The sequence below is a fragment of the Streptococcus oralis genome (genome assembly GCF_016028255.1).
GTDB lineage: Bacteria > Bacillota > Bacilli > Lactobacillales > Streptococcaceae > Streptococcus > Streptococcus oralis_AC.
In genome coordinates, this window is record NZ_CP065707.1 from 1,805,976 (window position 1) to 1,826,663 (window position 20,688).

Annotated in this window: 18 protein-coding genes; 1 reads left to right on the forward strand and 17 read right to left on the reverse strand. The window is 42.5% G+C overall.

The window, feature by feature from the left end; genetic code table 11:
- The first annotated feature begins 2 nt into the window (after nt 1-2).
- Complete coding sequence (locus tag I6G42_RS08880) at nt 3-854, forward strand: MurR/RpiR family transcriptional regulator (protein ID WP_038805561.1); 852 nt, start codon at nt 3-5, stop codon at nt 852-854.
- On the opposite strand, the gene I6G42_RS10170 is transcribed toward I6G42_RS08880, so the two are convergent.
- From I6G42_RS10170 to I6G42_RS08960, 17 genes are all read right to left on the reverse strand, one after another.
- Entirely contained in the window at nt 851-973 is a 123-nt protein-coding gene (locus tag I6G42_RS10170) for a hypothetical protein (protein ID WP_265101011.1), read from the reverse strand. The genes I6G42_RS08880 and I6G42_RS10170 overlap by 4 nt on opposite strands.
- A gap of 174 nt (nt 974-1,147) precedes the next feature.
- On the reverse strand, nt 1,148-1,912 hold the full coding sequence (locus I6G42_RS08885; RefSeq protein WP_038805562.1) for a class I SAM-dependent methyltransferase: 765 nt from the start codon (nt 1,910-1,912) through the stop codon (nt 1,148-1,150).
- 330 nt (nt 1,913-2,242) lie between these two features.
- The gene (locus I6G42_RS08890) at nt 2,243-3,127 is read right to left on the reverse strand and encodes an ROK family protein (protein ID WP_038805563.1); all 885 of its coding nucleotides are present in this window, start codon (nt 3,125-3,127) and stop codon (nt 2,243-2,245) included.
- Between the two features lie 17 nt (nt 3,128-3,144).
- Complete coding sequence (locus I6G42_RS08895) at nt 3,145-4,062, reverse strand: dihydrodipicolinate synthase family protein (protein ID WP_038805564.1); 918 nt, start codon at nt 4,060-4,062, stop codon at nt 3,145-3,147.
- 170 nt (nt 4,063-4,232) lie between these two features.
- Nucleotides 4,233-4,877, reverse strand: a complete 645-nt coding sequence (locus I6G42_RS08900) for a YesL family protein (protein WP_038805565.1) — start codon at nt 4,875-4,877, stop codon at nt 4,233-4,235.
- 20 nt (nt 4,878-4,897) lie between these two features.
- Entirely contained in the window at nt 4,898-5,350 is a 453-nt protein-coding gene (locus tag I6G42_RS08905; RefSeq protein WP_038805566.1) for a YhcH/YjgK/YiaL family protein, read from the reverse strand.
- 172 nt (nt 5,351-5,522) lie between these two features.
- Nucleotides 5,523-6,362, reverse strand: coding sequence for a carbohydrate ABC transporter permease (locus I6G42_RS08910; RefSeq protein ID WP_001192118.1), 840 nt, complete (start codon nt 6,360-6,362; stop codon nt 5,523-5,525).
- 15 nt (nt 6,363-6,377) lie between these two features.
- On the reverse strand, nt 6,378-7,244 hold the full coding sequence (locus tag I6G42_RS08915) for a carbohydrate ABC transporter permease (RefSeq protein WP_068981926.1): 867 nt from the start codon (nt 7,242-7,244) through the stop codon (nt 6,378-6,380).
- Nucleotides 7,245-7,461: 217 nt separating this feature from the next.
- The gene (locus I6G42_RS08920; RefSeq protein WP_038805567.1) at nt 7,462-8,790 is read right to left on the reverse strand and encodes an ABC transporter substrate-binding protein; all 1,329 of its coding nucleotides are present in this window, start codon (nt 8,788-8,790) and stop codon (nt 7,462-7,464) included.
- 114 nt (nt 8,791-8,904) lie between these two features.
- Nucleotides 8,905-9,603, reverse strand: a complete 699-nt coding sequence (locus I6G42_RS08925; protein WP_001135645.1) for an N-acetylmannosamine-6-phosphate 2-epimerase — start codon at nt 9,601-9,603, stop codon at nt 8,905-8,907.
- A 245-nt stretch (nt 9,604-9,848) separates the two neighbouring features.
- Nucleotides 9,849-13,460: an SIALI-17 repeat-containing surface protein gene (locus I6G42_RS08930; protein WP_038805668.1), complete on the reverse strand. Its 3,612-nt coding sequence runs from the start codon at nt 13,458-13,460 to the stop codon at nt 9,849-9,851.
- 327 nt (nt 13,461-13,787) lie between these two features.
- Nucleotides 13,788-14,771: an acetylxylan esterase gene (locus I6G42_RS08935; RefSeq protein WP_038805568.1), complete on the reverse strand. Its 984-nt coding sequence runs from the start codon at nt 14,769-14,771 to the stop codon at nt 13,788-13,790.
- 315 nt (nt 14,772-15,086) lie between these two features.
- Complete coding sequence (gene recG / locus I6G42_RS08940; RefSeq protein ID WP_038805569.1) at nt 15,087-17,102, reverse strand: ATP-dependent DNA helicase RecG; 2,016 nt, start codon at nt 17,100-17,102, stop codon at nt 15,087-15,089.
- 20 nt (nt 17,103-17,122) lie between these two features.
- On the reverse strand, nt 17,123-18,226 hold the full coding sequence (gene alr / locus I6G42_RS08945) for an alanine racemase (protein WP_038805570.1): 1,104 nt from the start codon (nt 18,224-18,226) through the stop codon (nt 17,123-17,125).
- The gene (acpS, locus tag I6G42_RS08950) at nt 18,216-18,578 is read right to left on the reverse strand and encodes a holo-ACP synthase (protein WP_038805669.1); all 363 of its coding nucleotides are present in this window, start codon (nt 18,576-18,578) and stop codon (nt 18,216-18,218) included. The genes alr and acpS overlap by 11 nt, the downstream gene beginning before the upstream one ends.
- Nucleotides 18,579-18,622: 44 nt before the next feature.
- Nucleotides 18,623-19,654, reverse strand: a complete 1,032-nt coding sequence (locus I6G42_RS08955; protein ID WP_038805571.1) for a 3-deoxy-7-phosphoheptulonate synthase — start codon at nt 19,652-19,654, stop codon at nt 18,623-18,625.
- 1 nt (nt 19,655) lies between these two features.
- Complete coding sequence (locus tag I6G42_RS08960; RefSeq protein ID WP_038805572.1) at nt 19,656-20,687, reverse strand: 3-deoxy-7-phosphoheptulonate synthase; 1,032 nt, start codon at nt 20,685-20,687, stop codon at nt 19,656-19,658.
- Between the last annotated feature and the right edge of the window lies 1 nt (nt 20,688).

The window sequence follows — 20,688 nt, forward strand, 5'->3', positions numbered from 1 at the left end:
CCATGAAAAAGCAGGATATCGCAACTATTATTGATCTTCATTTTGAAGAATTAACAGAGTTAGAGCAGGAAATCGCTCGTTATTTCTTGCAGGTAGATACGATTGTGGATGATTTATCATCTCAACAAGTTACTCAAAAACTGCATGTCTCCCAAGCTGCCCTTACCCGTTTTGCAAAAAAATGTGGCTTTACTGGCTATCGGGAATTTGTTTTTCAATACCAACACCAGGCTAGCAAACAGGACACTCATTCTCACAAACACAGTCCCTTGACCAAACGTGTGCTTCGAAGCTACAGTAACCTACGGGAACAAACACAGGATTTGATCGACGAAGAACAACTGGAACGAGTCGCCCAGTTAATCGAAGATGCTGAGCGTGTCTACTTCTTTGGAACAGGCAGTTCCGGTCTGATTGCCCGTGAGATGAAACTGCGTTTTATGCGTCTAGGTGTGGTCTGTGAAGCTTTGACCGATCAGGATGGCTTTGCATGGACGACCAGTATCATGGATGAAAACTGTTTGGTGCTTGGTTTTTCCCTATCTGGCACTACCCAATCCGTCCTAGATAGTTTGCTGGATGCCAAGGACATGGGTGCCAAAACCATTCTCTTTACCGGTTCTCCTAGCAAAGACTGTCAGGCCTACACCGAAACAGTCCTTGTCGCAAGTCATAGCCAATCTTCTTACATCCAGCGTATTTCCGCTCAGCTCCCTATGCTCATCTTAATAGACTTGATTTATGCCTATTTTTTAGAAATCAATCGTGAGAGCAAGGAAAAAATTTTTAACAGCTATTGGGAAAATAAAAAACTCAACGGCTATCGTAGACAAAAACGCGCTAGAAAATCCTAGTTTGGTCCAGCCAAACTAGGATTGTTTTGTTTTGAAATGATAATAGGCTCATAGGTGGTTTTTCCAATCTTTCTCTTTGTGCTAATGCCTTCTTTATCTGTGTTTTTCAGTCCTTCCATAAATTCCCCTTTCCTTTTTTAAATTCTTGACAACAAAAAAGGAAGTATCGGCTATTTGCTTTTACTTCCTCTCTCTAATTTTATTTAATTGTTTTACTTTGACAAACTAAGATTTAGATTTTAACCCTTAAGGAAAATAAAACGGGCTATTCTCCTGAAATATGTTCCATAACATTATAGTTTAATGCAAAGTGTAGCTATATAGTCATTTCCATAACGTGATAATCTATTTCTTTTATCACACGATTCATAAAAATCGATCATAGCGAGACCATTTTTCAGTTGTCCTCTAATCTGACTTTCTAAGGTATGGCTAAATTCATATCCATATTCTGGATTGATGGTGATTTTGCCTTCCTCTTCAAGCTCTCTTGAATTAAAAGGTAGTGAAAACTTTAAAAGTAATTCCTCATCAGGTTTGTCCCATACAGTGTCAGCATCATACATGTATATCCAAGGGTTCATAAATCCGACCATTAACAAACCGCCCTTTTTCAATACGCGAGAGGCTTCTTTATACATGTTTTCTAGATCTTCTATATATACATTTGAAACCGGATTAAAAATAATATCAAACGTTTCATCTTCAAATGGAAATGGTTTTGTCATATCGCTTTGAACGGTAGTGATCTTTAAGCCTTCTCTTTTAGCAACCATCTCATCTCTTTCTAATTGTGATTTAGAAAAATCCATTATGGTGACATCATAACCTTTTGCAGCAAAAACTGGACCCTGCTGTCCGCCTCCACAAGCTAAACCTAATATCTTTTTTCCCTTGGCTTTTTCAAACCATTCTGTTGGAACCTTTTCCCCAACAGTTAAGGCAACAGAAATTGGATGTTTTCTAACTTCTTCTAATTCTTCATGTGTCAACGGCTCAGTGTAGTCATTTTTTACATTATTCCATCTATCTTCATTTAATTTTATATAATTGTTCATCTTACCATCTCCTCGTAATTTTATAGTATTTTGATTTAAGGTGAATATGTTGCCATTGCATTTTTCTCACCTTTACAAATTCTAATTTGTCAATTTCTCGTCCATTTCATTATATCACTTTTCAATATTTTCTCATTTACTCAAGCTAAATATCAATTAAATGGTTGATAGAATTGCCCTCGCCTTAACTTCTCATGCAAGGCGGTTATTTTCTCCTAGTTTCTCACGATTACCTCCTTTCGCTCAAATTTTTCAATAAAAAAAGAATTAAGCAAAACAGTTTTCACTCAAGTAGTGATTAAGTGTTCTTCTTAATTCTATAGTTCCAAACTAGGATTGTTTTGTTTTGAAATGGTAATATGCACCTAGCATCCCTGCTGTATTTTGGTGATGGGCAAATTCCAATCGTGTTTTTTCAGCTAGACTTGGTACCAAGGCCGCCTTCAAGGCTGTACGGATCTTCGGTTTGAGGATGGCCTCTTGCCCCATGATACCGCCGCCGAGAATAACCACTTCTGGATTGGCAACGTAGCAAATATTTGCCAGACCTTTCCCGAGGTAATCTACCATGCGGTCAATGCCAGCCATGCAAACCTTGTTTCCTTCCGTGGCCTCCTTGAAGATGCGTCGCCCATTCCACTGGTCAACTGGATCTCCATGAGCTGCTGCCACATATTCTACCAAGGCTGTCGTAGAAGCTAAGTCTTGGAAAGCTCCATCCTGCATGTGCATATAACCGACTTCACAGGCTGAATTGCTAAAACCATGGAAGACTTTCCCATCCATAATCAAGCAACCACCGATGCCTGTTCCAATGGTCAAGCAAAGAGCGACACTCGCTCCCTTACCTGAACCAGAAACTGCTTCAGCAAGACCTGCGCAGTTGACATCATTTTCAATTTCACAAGGAATATTAAAGCTAGTCTCGATTTCCTTTTTGAACTGAGTTCCTGCGTAGTTAGGAATTTGAGGACCAGCATAGAAGATTTCACCCTCGTCAGGATCCACCATTCCTGCAGAAGAAATGGCAACACCTGCTACTGGGCCTTTTTCTAAATAGCTGGAAACGATATCTTTTGTCTTTTGTAAGATATGGGGTCCACCCTTTTGCGCCTCAGTTGGCATTTCATGCGATTCAACAAGTTGGCCTTCTTGGTCAATCAAACCATATTTGATGTTGGTTCCACCAATATCAATTGCAACGTAGTGTGTCATAAATACCTCCTTATGGATTAGAGGAAGCGCTCCTTGGTTTCACGAATCAAGGCTGCAGCTGCTTCTACAACTGGGCGATCTTCTTCAGTTACTGGCGTCAATGGTGAACGAACTGAACCAATGTTCAAACCTTCATTGATCTTCAAAACTTCTTTGATGACACCGTACATATTTCCATGTGCAGCAGTCAATTTGCCAATGATTGCGTTGATAGCGTATTGCAATTCACGCGCTGTTTCCAAGTTTTTCTCAGCAATCAACTGATTAAGTTTCAAGAAGAGTTCTGGCATAGCTCCATAAGTACCACCGATACCAGCTTTGGCCCCCATGAGGCGTCCACCTAGGAACTGTTCATCTGGACCATTGAATACGATGTGGTCTTCTCCACCAAGGCTGACAAAGGTTTGGATATCTTGAACTGGCATAGAAGAGTTCTTAACACCGATAACACGTGGATTCTTCAACATTTCAGTGTAGAGACTTGGAGTCAAAGCAACACCTGCTAACTGAGGAATATTATAAATTACGTAGTCTGTGTTTGGAGCTGCAGCACTAATGTCATTCCAGTATTTAGCAACTGAGTACTCAGGCAAGCGGAAGTAAATCGGTGGAATCGTTGCAATGGCATCTACACCCAAACTTTCTGCGTGGCGAGCAAGTTCCATACTATCCTTTGTATTGTTGCAAGCTACGTGAGCGATGATGGTCAATTTGCCCTTAGCAACTGCCATGACTTCTTCCAAAATCAACTTGCGGTCTTCAACGCTTTGGTAGATACATTCACCAGAGGAACCATTGACATAGAGACCTTGAACTCCCTTATCAATGAAGTATTGAACCAAGGCACGCGTACGCTCTGGACTTACTTCTCCTTGATCATCATAACATGCGTAGAAGGCTGGAATGACACCTTCGTATTTTTTCAAATCTGACATAGATTTTCTCCTAAGATTTCTTTTTTCTGCTGAGAGCAGTTCTATTTTTTACAAGTTTAGTATACACCTTGTGAAAATCGCTTTCAATATCTTGTATACACTTAGATTTTAGTTTCTACTTGTATTTTAGAAACTGTAACGATTGAAAGTAGTTTCAGAAACAAGCCATCCTACTGGTATTTGGCGAAAATTTTCTCCATCAAACCTGCTTGGAGAAAGACTAGCAAACCAAAACCAAAGAGGATAAAGGCTGACCCACCCAAAAGGAGAGTGAAGGCGGATAGATAAAGAACCATCACAATAAGAAAGAGAATGGCTAACATGAGGAAGAACCATGGAAAGTTAAAACTTGCCAAGATAAGCCCTTTTTGCAGCACTTCTTTCCAAGACAAATCATAGCGCGCAGCGATGGGATAACTAGCCAGCATCACCAGAGTGAGGAAGATGAGAATTCCCAAACAAATTGCTTTCACAATCTGAAAAGGCAAAGCTGTCTGGCCCCAGAAGAGATAGAGATCTAGAAAGCTTAATGACACAACGCCCAACTCTAACAAACCCAACTGAAGCCCCAGTTTCAGATTTTGCTTGAAGGCCCTTATATAAGTTCTAAAGACTGGTACCCGTCTGCTTCTCTTAATCTCGAACATAGTCTCATAGAGGCTGATTTTCGCCACTCCAATCGTCACGATGGGCAAACAAGAGACAACAAAAAGAAGATTGGCTGTCACGATATCCAAGACCTTCTCACTGAAACGCATGAGAAAGTTATCTGTGTCAAATGCTGCCTTGATTAGGTTTACTCCTTTTTGTGCCATGTTTACTCCTCCTGATTCTTTTAATCAATCAAAATTTTAAAGAGATATTTGCGAACCTTCTCTTCCATACCTGCATAGCCATTTGGCTGGTGCGGTTCTCCAGGGAAGAAAATCGCAAAATTGTGATAGCCCAGCAATAGCGGGTATCGTTCATGACAATGGACAAAACCAATGTCACTCGCTTCATCGAATGCTACCGCCTCGTCTTTGATACGTGAACCGTAGCTCGAATATTCATGTCCTTCTACCAGTAAATGCAAATCTGCATAGTGTTTATGGTGCTCAAACTGATCATTTTCAGCTTGATTGAGGACATTTTCCTGAACAACTAGAAAGACCTTGTCCCCGTCAATCTCATACTTACCGAGTTTGAAAGAATCCTTACGGTGCTGATAGAGATAGTCGATAGCCTTGTCTAGATTGGGATGGATCCCCTTGTAAGAGGCGATGTTTTTCAAATCATCAAAAATCATACTGTTTCCTTCGTTTCTGATAGTTAACTATAATCGTAAATTAAGTTGATAAGTGTCTGACAAAACTTCACGAAGTAACTGTATACTCTCCATTTTGTAGACACTTATAACTCTATATTTCCATAGCATGTCAAGACCACTTCCGCAGCCTTGATATACTAGTTTACTTTTCTTATCCCTTAACCGCTCCCATAGTAATCCCTTGAGTGAAGGATTTTTGGAAGACAAGGAAGACGGTTACGATTGGCACGGCTGCAAGAGCTGCACCAGCCATGATCAAACCATAGTTGGTTGCCATTTCGGCCTGCATGGTCGCAACCCCGAGTGAGATAGTCAAGTTTTGACGTGAAGTCAACATAACCAACTGCATAAAGTAGTCGTTCCAAGTATTGATGAAGGTAAAGATCGCAAGAGCTGCAAATCCTGGTTTCACGATAGGGAAGGCTACGCTCCAGAAAGTACGAATTTCACCACAACCGTCGATTTTAGCTGATTCAAGCAATTCTGTTGGAATATTTTCACTGAACTGTTTCATGAGGAAGACCCCAAATGGCCATCCAATCAAAGGCAAGATAACTGCCCAAAGAGTGTCATGAATTCCCATGAAGTTGACGATACGTACCAATGGTACAAGGACAACTTGTTTTGGAAGTGCCATGGCAGCGATAAAGACTGCAAAGAGGATGCGTTGACCATAGAAACGTTTTTTAGCCAATACATAACCTGCTAGAGAAGAGGTTGCACAAACCAAGAACATAGTTACCAATGAAATAAATACAGAGTTCCACATCCACTGCATGGCAGGGTTTTGCACCATGAGTTGTTGGAAGTTCTCCATTGTTGGAGCTTTAGGGAACCATTGTGGTGGAATCATAATGGTATCCGGTTGTGATTTGAAGGCCCCTGTCAAAATCCAGTAGAATGGAAAGATGAACAGCACGGTCAACAAGAGCAAGATAATCGTTGAAATAACAGTGAAAGCTGTTAAGGGTTTCTTTTGTGTAGATTGCATAGCTGTCTCCTTTCTTTAGTATTCTACGTCGTTTCCAAGGATCTTGAATTGAGCAAAGCTGACAATGGCAATCATCACTGCCAAGAAGACACCGATAGTGTTTGCGTAGCCATATTCTGTCAATTGGAAGGCTTTTTCGTAAAGGTAGTACATCAAGGTACTTGTTGAGTAGTTTGGACCACCAGATGTCAAGAGCTGAATCAAGGCGAAACATTGGAATGAGTTGATGGTCGTAATAATTGCGATGTAAAGAGTTGTTGGAAGAAGGCTAGGCCATTTTATCTTCCAGAAGACTTGGAACTCAGTCGCACCGTCAACACGCGCAGCTTCAACTAGTGAGTTATCAATATTTCCCATGGCAGCGATATAAAGGATAATCGGTTGACCAACAGATGTTGTCAAAAGGATGATCATAATCGCCATCAAAGCCCAGTTTTTATCTCCCAACCAAGAAATGTTTTGGCTGATGATATGGCTTGACTTAAGGACAAAGTTCAGAATCCCTGATAGGGGATCGTAAATCCATTTCCATACAACCGTTACGGCAACACTACCTGTAACTACAGGAAGGAAGAATACGAAACGATAGAAAGAACGAGCAATCGCATTTTGATGATAGGTTTGAGATGCTACAAAGAGCGAGAAGAGTACAACAATTGGTACTGATCCAATAACTAGGATAACGGTATTGATCAAAGACTTGGTAAAGACAGGATCTTTAAACATGCGAATGTAGTTATCCAAGCCAACAAACTCAAAGCTGGTCATGGAGTAGTTAAAGAAACTTGTAATGAATCCCATAATCATAGGAGCCAAGACAAAGATCACAAAGAAGAACAATACTGGTGCTAAGAAAGCATAGGAAATCACTGTTTCCCGCATGCGAATTTTATTGACTTTCACAGTCGGCACCTCTCTTTCAAATAGAATTTTTTTGATTTTCTTGAACTGTTTTAAAATCAAAATGAAATTTTTTAAGATTCGCTTATGTAAGAACTTCATTTTAATTTCGTGACAGTTCCTACCATTTCAAACAAAAGTCCCCCTTTTCTTACACCATAGTGCTCAGGGAAAAGGGGGAATCAATCTGACTTAGTGCTTATTGTTTTGTAGCTTTTTTGATTGTTTCGTTAGCTTTTTCAGTGAAGGCTTTCAAAGCATCCGCTGGTTTTTCGTCACCATTTGATACAGATTGCAACATTGGGAACCAAAGTGTTCTCATTTCAGCAAATCCATCGATAGTGTTGTAGTATGGTGAGTAGTATTTAGTCCAGCCACTGATTGTTTCCATACGTTTGTCTTCATAAAGTTTACCAAATGAAGTACGAACTGGGAAGGCACCTGTACGAACAACGTCTTTAGGACCCCATTCTTTGTCATCTGCGATGAATTGAACGAATTTCTTAGCTGCTGCGACTTTCTTGTCGTCTTTGTTGTTAAATACTGCAAATCCATTTACAAGGTATTCAAGAGCTGGTTTACCAGAGTCTGATGGGAATGGTACTTCTACCACGTCTACCTTACTTGCTTCCAAGAGTTTCGCTTGGATACCGTTTTGAGCTGGTGCCCAAAGGATTGTGTATGAAGTTTGACCGTTGGCAAAGTTTTGGATATCTGCCCCACCGTCAAATTGTGAACCATTGTTCAATAAACCGTCTTTGATCCAGCTAGCAGCTTTTTCAAGACCTTTGACGAATTTAGGATCGTCTGTTGTATATTTGGTTACGTCTTTGTCTGTTACAGAACCGCCATAAAGGTTTGCGATGAAGGCACGTGTTCCTTGGTCTCCCCCTTGACCAGAACTGAACAATGAACCTGGTGTATATCCTTTATCTTTAAGCGCTTTCAAAACTTTTTCAAAGTCATCAGTTGTCCAACCTTCTTTTACAAGGTTTGCAACTCCAGCATCTTCCAACATTTTCTTGTTCATAGCCATATAGAATGGAGCAGAACTGATTGGATACATGTAAGCTTTGTCACCAGCCTTACTTGCTTGTACGATGTTTTCATTATTGACATCTTTGACGAATTCGTCTGTGAAGAGGTCGTTCAACTCAGCCAATTTACCATTTTTACCGTATTGGATGATACGCCCTGGTGCGTCAAAGAGTACGTCTGGCGCTGTTCCTGCTTCGATGGCTGTTGTAATCTTTTCAGGACCTGACTTGAAGTCAATGGTTTCCAATTTCACTTTTACATCTGGATTTGCTTTTTCAAAAGCTTCGATGATTGATTTTTCATATGTTCCAACACCGTCTCCACTTTTTTCTTGTGTGAAGACTGGGAATGCCCACCAAGTGATTTCTGTTTTTCCGCTATCGCTTCCTGATTTTCCAGCATCTTTACTTCCACCAGAATTCCCACAAGCAGCAAGGCCAAGAATCGCAGCACCCGCAAGTACTGTACAAGCTAGTTTTCTAAATTTCATTTGTATTCTCCTAATTGATAAGCGTGTCCATATTGGATAGTTAGTAAGTTTCTGTTTGTATACGTTTTCATTTTGTCCGACGCATCGACCACTCTCCTCTGTTTTGAGATTGTGCTATTTAAGACCGGCAACAAAGCGTTCCGTAATCTCTTTTGGTCTAGTAATAGCTCCACCAACAACAATGCCTCGCACCCCATATTCAAGGATTTGTTTGGCTTGTTCTGGTGTATGAATTTTCCCTTCAGCGATGACATCCACGCCTGCTTCACACAGTTTTTTGATCAGTTCAAAGTCTGGTCCATCTACTTTTGGACTGTAAGAAGTATAACCTGATAGAGTTGTTCCAACAAAATCAATCCCTGCTTCGACTGCAGCTATTCCCTCTTCAAAAGTACTGGTATCAGCCATCAAGAGTTGATGCGGATATTTTTCTTTGACTTGTCGGATAAAGTCCTGAATTTCCAAACCATCATAACGTTCACGTTTGGTACAATCCAGAGCAATGACCTCAATGTCTAGTTCAGCCAGCTCATCAACTTCTTTCATAGTAGCTGTAATGAATGGCTCCTGCGGCGGATAGTCACGTTTGATAATCCCGATAATCGGGAGTTTCGTAACCTCCTTAATCTCCTTGATATCGCGAACACTGTTTGCTCGGATACCGACTGCTCCACCTTGCTCAGCCGCTTTGACTAGCAAGGGGATAACCCCTCCCGCTTCTGTATAAAGCGGTTCATGAGGAAGTGCCTGGCAAGAGACAATGATTCCATCTTTGATTTGTTCAATCAAGGCTTCTTTGCTAATCTGTGGCATCCTCTTTCCTCCCTTTCTTGTTCTTATGGGCTTATTATATATCATTTGTTAAGCGCTTTCAATAGTTTGTAGTGGAATAGATTTCAGTTTCAAAACTATTTTATAGAACAGACTATCCTGAAAGTAGTTTCAGACATCTTAGAATTTCTTATTAGCACACCTTGAGACGAAAGAAAAAGATAACAGGCTGAAAAACCTGCTATCTCCTTCTATTTTTACAAAGTAAAATGATTAGAATTATTCTCTTATTCTTCTCTCTTTTTCCCTAGCGCAAACAAGCTAAGGAAGAAAGCTGTTAATCCTAGTGAGGCAAGGAGGCTACTCTCCTTGTTCCCTGTATCAGGAAGTGTCTGCTGAGCAAGAGGAGCTTTGTAAGTATAATCTTCTTTTTTAGTAAGAGTTACAAGTGAATCAATTTCCTTGTATTCTGCGATTTCATGCACAGCTGCCTCAGCGCCATTCACACCACCTTTGTACTCTGGTACTTCATGGACTGCGGCTTCAACAGCATTAACCCCGCCTGTAAATTCTGGCTTTTCAACTGTCGGAGCGGCCTCTTCACCCGCTGTGCCTAATGGGTCTGTATACTCTGGGACTTCATGAACTGCGGCCTCAACAGCATTAACCCCGCCTGTGTATTCTGGCTTCTCGACTGTTGGGGCTGGCTCTTCGCCGGATGTCCCTAGTGGGCCTGTGTGCTCTGGGACTTCATGGACTGCGGCCTCAACAGCATTAACCCCGCCTGTAAATTCTGGTTTTTCAACTGTTGGTGCTGGTTCCTCACCCGCTGTCCCTAGTGGACCTGTGTACTCTGGGACTTCATGAACTGCGGCCTCTTCACCATTCACACCGCCTGTAAATTCTGGTTTTTCAACTGTTGGTGCTGGTTCCTCACCTGCTGTGCCTAATGAACCTGTGTACTCTGGGACTTCATGAACTGAGGCCTCTTCACCATTCACACCGCCTGTAAATTCTGGTTTTTCAACTGTTGGTGCTGGTTCCTCACCCGCTGTTCCTAGTGGGCCTGTATATTCTGGCTTCTCGACTGTCGGAGCTGCCTCTTCACCCGCTGTGCCTAATGGACCTGTATATTCTGGCACTTCATGAACTGCGGCTTCACTTCCGTTCATTCCATTCGAAAGCTTAGTGCCCGCTACAGAGACTGGTAAATTATGCATACTTTCAATAGCACCTTCTGCCAGACCTGTAACTTTTTGACCCATATCCTCTGAATCCACCGTAAATAGGAGAGTTTTTGTGTCATACTGGGTCATGAAGCGTGCTGTTTTACCGTTTGCCAATTGAAGGGTTGGTGCCTTGTTGACCAATACTTCCGAATCAAACTCCATAGCAAGGATGCCTGGCCATTTTTCAATCGCATATTTCACTTTTGCCTCTTTAGGAGAAATCCAATCCTTGGTCAAGAAATCCCAGTTGAATTTTTTATAGGATAAAGTATAATCGTTTTGATTGCCATCCGCATGCTCATAAAGCAAACCATATTCGCCATTTCCGAGTTCTTGGAGTGAGTTGTAAGCAAACTTACCACTTTGTATAGGATTGTGTTTCAGCCATGTCAACTCACCATTCTCCTCAACACGAGCCAGGTGAACCAAACCATTGTTGCGTCCAGGACCACCAGCATTGCTGAGTAGAATGTATTCCTTTCCTTCATGCATGGTGTGAATAGCGGACATTTGAACATAAACGTCTTTTACTTGAGGATAACGTTTGATTTCCTTATCCCACGTTGCTCCCCCATCATGACTGGTCGCAACCTGAAGATCGCCAGTCAACCCACGCATAAAGAGCTTGAGATCCCCATTATTCAACTGAACAACAGTTGACTCCGTATTTTGGGCACCTGGATTATTCATGGTTGAAGAGTGAATGGTTTGGTTGCCTACTGGACGGTTATCATTAACTGCTTCCCCTGCTTGCCATGTTTCTCCATGATCATCTGAATAAATTACACGAGATGATTGAGAACCACTTAGGTAGGAAACGTTGTTTGTTGTATAAACTGGAATCACCAGTCTTCCCTTATGAGGTCCTGTACGCAAGGCAATCCCAGTACCAGGTCCAGTTCCTAGGAAGTGCATCCAATCTTTCCGAATCCCATGTGTAATATCTTTTGGTGCAGACCAAGTCTTCCCATCGTCATCACTGTAGGACATCCATAGGTAGTTGGTATTGGAAACTCTAAAAATATTCTTCTCGCTATACTCAAAATAAATATTCCCGATTAGCTCATTCCCTTTATACAAATCCCCCTTATCGCTGTAGGCTGGTTTTTTAGGGTCAACGACGACGCGATAATCTGTCTTTCTGTTTTGAGGGTCGAAAACCTCTCCGTTTTCTCGAATCGTATAGCGACCTGATTCTCCTTGCTTATATAAAACTTGATAAACTTTATCTCCCACTTGTTCATAAGCTTTCGGAGCTTGCCCTGGCAATGAAAATACTGCCTTACTTTCAAGGAACATGTCGTAAATTGCAAAAATTCTCTTTGTTTCAGGGTCTTGCACCAAGGCCATATCAATATTAACTGGAGATGGCCAATCTGCATGTTTAGCGTGCTCATTGTCACGAGGATTTGAGATTACGATTCGGTCTCCCCATGTTTTTCCATTATCTGAGCTACGACGAACAACCATCCCAATATCTCCCCAGTCAGAATGGTGCAAACGTCTTTCATCCGTTCCAGCAATCAGCGTTCCTTTATCAGTCTTGAGAAGAGCTGGGATACGATAACTCTTGATACCATCTTTATTTGGTTGATTGTTCCTACCACCTTCAAAGACGTCTTCTTTCTCAGTAACTTTTGCTCCCTCAGGAAGTTTCTGTTCCAATTCACCTCTTTCAAATAATTGACTCCGTGTTTGAACTTCATCTGGGCTTAAAGCACGATCATAAACGGTTAGGTTTCGAACTTGTAGATTTGAGGACCAAACTGTTTTCTTGCCCCGTTTGGTTGCTCCAAGTTGAGCTTGATTAACATCTGGCATATCTTTGATGAAGTTCCCAGATTTTAGACTTGTTCGAGATAAGACACCATTCACATAGAGACGAACTCGACCATGAGGTAACTCCGCTGTCGGTTGTTCGACAGTAAAAGTCACGGAATTCCATTGTCCTGGGCGAACTTTCAAAGGAGCATCTGTATACTTATCATAGAACTGTTCCCCGTTAGCGCCACGCCCTTCAATAAGAGCTGTATTATCAAGGACCGACATAGTAAAGTACTCATTTTCCTTGGTGTCACTGGATACAGAGAAGAGATTGTAAAAGCGTGGAGCTGATGCATCTGGTTTGAACTCCATGTGAACTGTAGCATTTTTTAGTTGCTTTAGTTTATCTAGTTCACTTGATAAATCAACTCTCTGACCATTTGCCACATTGGTTTCAACATCTTCTTTTTCAAGGACAGGATTGGCATTTTTTAAATCTCTTGAGTAATAGTCACGAGGAATAGCCCCCTGATCCTCTGATTCCTCTTCCTTATTTGCTTCTTCTGCAGGGGTTTCCGTAGAGGATGGGGTTTCTGACTCTGCACTCTCATTTTTTTTCAAATGATCTTGGTCCACCTCAACGCCGTTGTCTTGAGCTGCTGCCAATTTACCAGCCAAATCCTTATCCAAATGAGCAAGATCTCCCGAGGACGCTTCTTTTGGCAATTCTGATAAACCTTGACCAGGTTCGACAGTTTCTGTATTGGCCCCTGCTGCATTGGCTTGCTCTTGAGCTAAGACTGGATTTGCTCCAAATACCACTGTACCAATCACTACAGATGCCGCCCCAACTGCAAATTTTCGAATTCCGTATCGCTGTTTCCGATCTAAAGATTTGTAATTCATGTTTGTCCTTTCGTTTTTCATAAAATAAAGCGCTTTCTTTTTTTCTTAAAATTTTTAGTTCCTCCAACTAAACAAGTAAAAAGAAAGTAACCGACTGAATGAGACCTCCCATTCTTCAAACGTCCACTGCTCTTACTCTTTGACCAAACAGCGGAAAGTTCCCTCCTTTCGCATAATGTCTTTCCCTTATTATACAATAAACTCTGAACTTTATAGCTAAATGATATAGAATAGATTCCACTTTTAAAACTATTTTAATGTTTCAAGTTTCCTGAAAGTACTTTTCGATTTTGGAAAACAAAAAGGGAGCTCAAGGCTCTCTTAAACTTATTTTTTTACATAGGAGAAAGGAATCTCACTACCACAGAGCCAGTTGTATACTTGGTCATTGACAAAAACATTCATGGCTTCGTGAGCATACTCTGGCATGATGCGATAGGCCTTGTCACAGGTCAGACGGTTGTAAATCGCAAACTGGGTAATGGGATAGCAAACATCGTCATCCAAGCCCGTTATCATCTTGACCTCTCCCTTGATACGATGGGCAAGGTTCTTCACATCGATATAGGCAAGGGTCGCCATGATTTCCTCCTCTGTTTCATGGAAGGGATCGTGAAACTTGAAATAACGGAAGAGTTCATCATAGGCTTCACTGGTATTGCCAATCTCAAGTACCCGTCTAAAATCTGACAAAAAAGGATAGATGGCCACTGTTTTCTGAATCCGAGGATTGAGCGCTGCTGCAACCAAAGCTAAAGCCCCTCCTTGTGAGGCACCATAACTAGAAAGTCTTTCCTCATCTACCTGTGGCAGACTGGCAACAATTTCGATCAACTGGTAAATATCCAGATAGACATCCTTATAAAAGAGATGCTCACGACCTTCCACAGCACCACGGATAATATGTCCCTTAACGGTATTTCCTAGAGGAGAGCACAAACCATCTTGAGAATAGCCCGACTGGCCTCGAACATCCATGGAAACAACACCGTAATCAGCCACAGTGAAGGACAACATATCGGCCCAATCCCAACAACGTCCCATATAGCCATGGAAATGAAAGATTAGGGGAACTTTACCTTCACTCTTTGGAAGGACGACGCGCGCATAAACCTTGCCTTCATTGGTTCCTTCAAAAGTGAGCTCATAGCACTTGACTTGGGGAATATGGAAATCTCTTTCCTCCAACTGGTAGGCTGGAATAGGGGAAACTTTTTTTATTTCCTCATCCCAGAAAGCATCAAAGTCTTCTGGAACCTCATCCCGTCCTTTATAAGTCTTAATTTCTTCTAACAAAGCTGGATTTTTCATTGCATGCTCCTTTAGTTTTGTAATCGCTATCACAACTGTAGCATATCTAGGAAAGCAATGCAAGAAAGAATGCTAAATAGAAAGTGATTTTAGATTCTCTTTCCTCAAACCTATCGTCTGAAAGTAGTTTTAAAACAAAAGAGCGTTCCCGCTCTTTTTTAATCAATAAGTGCTAGCTCCTTTCTCTTGTTTGACGGTTTGAAACTTCTTTTGGTAGGTTACTTTAATAGTCATGTGAGAGTCCTCGTTTCTTTTTGATGACTCTAGTATAAGACCCAAACCTAAAAGCTAGCTTATAGATTTCTTAGAAAAGTCTTAATCCAGATGTTCTCTCTTTTCTAGATGAAGAGCAATCATGCGCCATTCTGGATCCTCTCGCCAACCTTCTATCGAACTAATGTAGCTGGCAACTTTTCTGGCTTCTTCTAAAATCGGAAAATCTTCGATGATATCAGCCACTTGGAACTCTGGGATCCCTGACTGTCTAGTTCCAAAAATCTCACCGGAACCGCGCATTTTCAAATCTTCCTCCGCAAGGACAAAACCATTGGTGGTTTCTGTCATGATGCGCATGCGATCTTTCCCAGACTCAGTCTTGGGATTGGCAACGAGAACAGCATAGGACTGCTTGTCCCCCCGACCAACACGACCTCTGAGCTGGTGAAGCTGGCTAAGACCAAAGCGATCGGCATCCATGATAATCATGACGGTTGCATTGGGAACATTGACCCCAACCTCAATAACCGTCGTCGAAACCAGAATATCCGTTTTTCGCTCTTTGAACTCCTGCATAATCTGGTCTTTTTCATCACTCTTCATCTTACCGTGTAGAAGAGCTGCTTCAGCCTTGCCTGCAAAATGAGCTGTCAACTCCTCAGATAAGGCAACGGCATTTTTCAAATCCAGAGCTTCTGATTCTTCAATCAAGGGAGAGATGACGTAGGCTTGAGAACCTTTGTGAATTTCTCCCTCTAACCAAGTCAAAACCTGAGGCAGCTGTTCATGCTTAATCCAGCGAGTCACAATAGGCTTCCGCCCTGCTGGCATCTGGTCAATAATGGAAACATCCATATCTCCAAAGGCTGTGATAGCCAGTGTTCGCGGAATGGGCGTCGCTGTCATCATGAGAACGTCAGGGTTGTCCCCTTTTTCCCGTAAAATACGCCTTTGCCCCACACCAAAACGGTGCTGCTCATCAATGATAATCAAACCAAGACGAGCATAATCCACCCCATCTTGTATCAAAGCATGGGTTCCGATAATCAAATCAGCCTCACCCTTGGCAATGGTCTCCAAGACTTCTCTTTTTTCTGCAGCTTTCAAGGAACCTGTCAAGAGAGCGAGTTTCAAGCCCTGAAAAAGGCTCTTCAAACTCTCATAATGCTGCTCTGCTAAGATTTCTGTTGGCACCATGAGGGCTGCCTGGTAGCCAGCCGTAACAGTAGCATACATAGCTAGACCTGCAACAACTGTCTTTCCGCTCCCCACATCTCCTTGCAGGAGACGATTCATGTGGTGGTCAGACTTCATGTCGGCCAAAATTTCCCGCAAACTCTTTTCCTGAGCTGGGGTCAGAGAAAAAGGCAGATTTTCTTTAGCAGCTGTCACCTTTTCCTTAGACCAATTCAGAACCAGACCGCTTCCCTGAACTCTATTTTCAGACTTGAGCGTCTGTAACTGCATTTGAAAGTAAAAGAGTTCCTCAAACTTGATGCGGCGAAGGGCCTGCTTGTATTCTGCCAAATCCTTAGGAAAATGCATAGCACGAACTGCCTGACAGCGGGACATGAGTTTGTATTTATCCAGCAAAGACTGGGGAAGATTTTCCTCAATCAAGAGGTCCAGCCCCTGATCAAAGGCCGTCTTGATGACCTTGACCAGGCTGGCCTGACTGATTCCCTGAGCCAGACGATAGACAGGCTGGAGGTCATCTTCCACCTGAGCCAGGACCTTCATCCCTGTCAGACTGGCCTTGGCACGGTCCCATTTTCCAAAGACAGCAAGGGTTGCTCCCAACTCTATCTTATCAGCTAGGTAGGGTTGGTTAAAGAAATTCACCACAAAAACGACTTCTCCCTGTTTGAGGCTAAAACGCAGGCGATTGCGCTTAAAACCATAATACTGGACACTGGCAGGAGTCACAACTTGACCAGACAGGACCGCCTTTTCACCGTCTTCCAGCTCCAGTACCTGTTTGCTCTTGAAATCTTCGTAACGGAAAGGAAAGTAGAGCAAGAGGTCTTGCAAGTTTTCAATTCCTAGTTTGGCGTATTTTTCTGCTGACTTTGGTCCCACACCAGGCAAGACATGCAAGGGTTGATGTAGATTCATGCTCCACTCCTTTCTTTAGTTTAATGATATTCTCTCGGAATGCGGTCGCTGAGGAGACAAACCACCTCATAGTTAATAGTCCCGCGGTAGGTCGCTACCTGAGTAGCCGTGATTTCCTTGTCCCCGTTTGTGCCGATCAGGGTTACTTTTGTTCCTAGCGGGTAAACCTTAGGCAGACGAATGGTAATTTGGTCCATAGATACTCGTCCGACGATTGGGCAAGCTTGACCATCTACCAAGACAGAGAAATTCTGCATATCACGTGTCCAACCATCCGCATAGCCGATTGGCACCGTCGCAATGACTTGCTCACTATTCGCTTGATAAGTTGCTCCATAGCCCATGCAAGCTCCAGCTGAAACTGTCTTGACATGAACAAGGGCAGACTCCAAACTCAAGGCTGGAGTCAAATCATAGGGCAAGTCCAAGATCTCTCCACTAGGATTCAGGCCATACATGGCATCTCCCATACGAACCGCATTGAAAATAGTCTCTGCATGCCAGAGGGTCGTTGCCGAGTTGCTGGCATGAATCAGCTCTGGGACTTCCTTCATACTTGCCAAAATAGCTTTAAATCGTTCTAACTGGGTATTAAAATAGGCATCTGATTCTTCATCTGCAGTCGCAAAGTGGGTAAAAATTCCTTCAACGCGAGCACCATGTTGTTGGAGCAAGTCTCGAGCCCGATCAGCTTCACCAACCTCTCTAAAACCAATCCGTCCCATTCCTGAGTCAATCTTGAGATGGACAGTCAAGCCAGTTAAATCTGCTTCCTTGTCTAACAGTGCTTGAATCCATTCCAGTCCAGCCACTGTCAAGGTGATATCGTATTCTTTAGCAAGAGAAACAGCTTCGATTTCAGAAACTCCTAAGATGAGAATTTTCTTGCTAAGTCCAGCCTGACGAAGTTCAATAGCTTCATCAATATTGGAAACGCAAAATCCATCAACATCATCCTGGATCGCCGTTGCAACGGCAACAGCTCCATGCCCATAAGCATTGGCCTTGACCACTCCCCACTTGAGCGTTCCTTCAGGGATATGAGCCCCCATTTGCTGAATATTTTGTCGAATAGCTCCCAGATGAATCAGAGCCTTGGTTGGTCTATGTGGACTAGCTTTCATGATTTTCCTCCAAAATGACACTGGCTGTCACAAACTGATCTGTATGGCTGATAGATAGCCAAATATTTCCTGAAAATGGTGCCTGACTAAAATAGGGAGCCCCGCGTTCATTATTCAAAACTTCCAAATCCTGAAAGGTCAGTTTGCCAATACCAGTTCCTAGAGCCTTGGAAAAGGCTTCCTTAGCCGACCAGCGGCCTGCCAAGTATTCGATCTGTCTGCGCCCTTTGAGGCTGGTAAAGCGCTCCATTTCTTTAGCGGTCAGCACACGCTTGGCAAAGCCCTCACGTCGTGTAACTGCACTTTCTATCGAAGCCAATTCTTCAATGTCAATTCCGTGTCCAACTATCATACTCATAAAAGGAGCTGAGATTCCCCCAACTCCATCCTTTTCACTTATTTTGTTAAGGTAGTATAAATTTCTTCTACCAAGGCTACTGTATTTTCCCAACCTAGACAAGGGTCAGTTATGGAACAACCAAAGACCTCTGGTTGATTTTGTCGACCATCTGCTAGGTAAGATTCGATCATAAAGCCTCGAACGGTCTTTTTAATCTTTTCATTCCAGTCACGATTCAGCAAGGCTTGGCGAACAATGCGGATTTGTTCCATATACTGCTTGCCTGAATTGTCATGATTGGTATCGATGATAATGAAGGGATTTTCAAGCCCCATGGTCTCATAGCGATTGATGGCATTTAAGAGGGTTTCATAGTAGAAATTGGGTTCATTTTTACCATATTCGTTCATGGCACCACGAAGAATAACGTGGGCCAAAGAATTTCCTGAAGTTTCTACTTCTTGACCGTGGTATAGGAAGGTTTGCTTGTTTTGAGCCGCATAGATGGCATTAAACATGACCCCAAGGTTCCCAGATGTTGGATTTTTCATCCCAACTGGAGCATCAATCCCAGAGGCTACAAAGCGGTGTTCCTGGTCTTCTACCGAACGAGCCCCTACAGCATGGTAGCTGACCAGATCGTCAACCAAAACGAGATTTGACGGGTAAAGCATCTCATCAGCTGTCGTCAAGCCCGTCTCCGTAATCACACGGTAGTGAAGCTGACGAACAGCCTGTAAACCATTGATGAGACTAGGCGCTTCGCTGGTATTTGGTTGATGAATCATGCCCTTATAGCCATCTCCATTGGTACGAGGTTTTGCTGTATAGACACGCATCACAATAAAGATTTTATCCGCAACTTTTTTCTGCAAGTCTGCTAAGCGATGAGCATATTCGAGCACAGCTTCCTCATTGTCCGAAGAGCAAGGCCCCATCACCAAAAGAATTCGGTCATCCTCACCCGAGATGATGGCTGCCAACTCTCGATCTCGTGCTTCCTTATAACGCAAGACTTCAGGTGACAGCTGAGTTGCAGCCTTGATTGCTTCAATATCTATTTCTTGACCTTTTTCGATAAATGCCATCTTATTCTCCTAGCGTTTGGTAAATTTCGCGAACAAGTGCTTCTGTGTTGTCCCATCCGAGACACGGATCTGTAATGGACTTACCAAAAACTTCTGGCTCATTTTGACGTCCATCTTCTAGATAGGACTCAATCATAAAACCACGAACATATTTTTTGATTTTCTCATTCCAGTCACGGTTAATCAAGGTCTGACGAACGATACGGATTTGATCCATGTACTGCTTGCCTGAATTGTCATGATTGGTATCGATGATGATAAAGGGATTTTCCAAGCCCATCTTTTCATACTGGGCAATGGTATCCATCAAATTGTCATAGTAGTAGTTAGGAATATTTTTCCCGTATTCATTCAAGGCTCCACGAAGAATGGCATGGGACAATGGATTCCCTGTTGTTTCCACCTCTTTACCGAGAAAGAGGAAACTCTGTTTATTTTGCGCTGCATAAATCCCGTTAAACATGACATTGAGATTTCCAGATGTTGGATTTTTAAATCCCGTTGAGAAATCTGCTCCACTCGCTACAAAACGGTGCTGTTGATCCTCTACAGAACGAGCTCCGACAGCCATATAAGAAATCAAATCATCTACCAGCGGAAGATTTTCAGGATAAAGCATCTCATCAGCTGTTGTCATGCCTGTCTCCGTAATCACACGATAGTGTAGCTGACGAACAGCCTTAATCCCATTGATCAAGCTAGGAGCTTCTGTCGCATTTGGTTGATGAATCAAGCCCTTATAGCCATCTCCATTGGTACGAGGTTTAGCCGTATAAACACGCATGACCATAAAAATACGGTCTTTGACCTCTTCTTGCAAAGCAGACAAGCGCTTGGCATACTCGAGGACTGCCTCTTCATTATCAGATGAACACGGTCCAATCACCAAGAGAATACGCTGGTCTTCCCCACGAATGATGGCTTCTAATTCCTGATCACGTCGGTTTTTTCTCGCACGAGCTGCTCCTTCTAATTTAGACAAGGCGCGAACTTCTTCAATGTTAATTTTAGGACTTTTAGCTGTAAATACCATG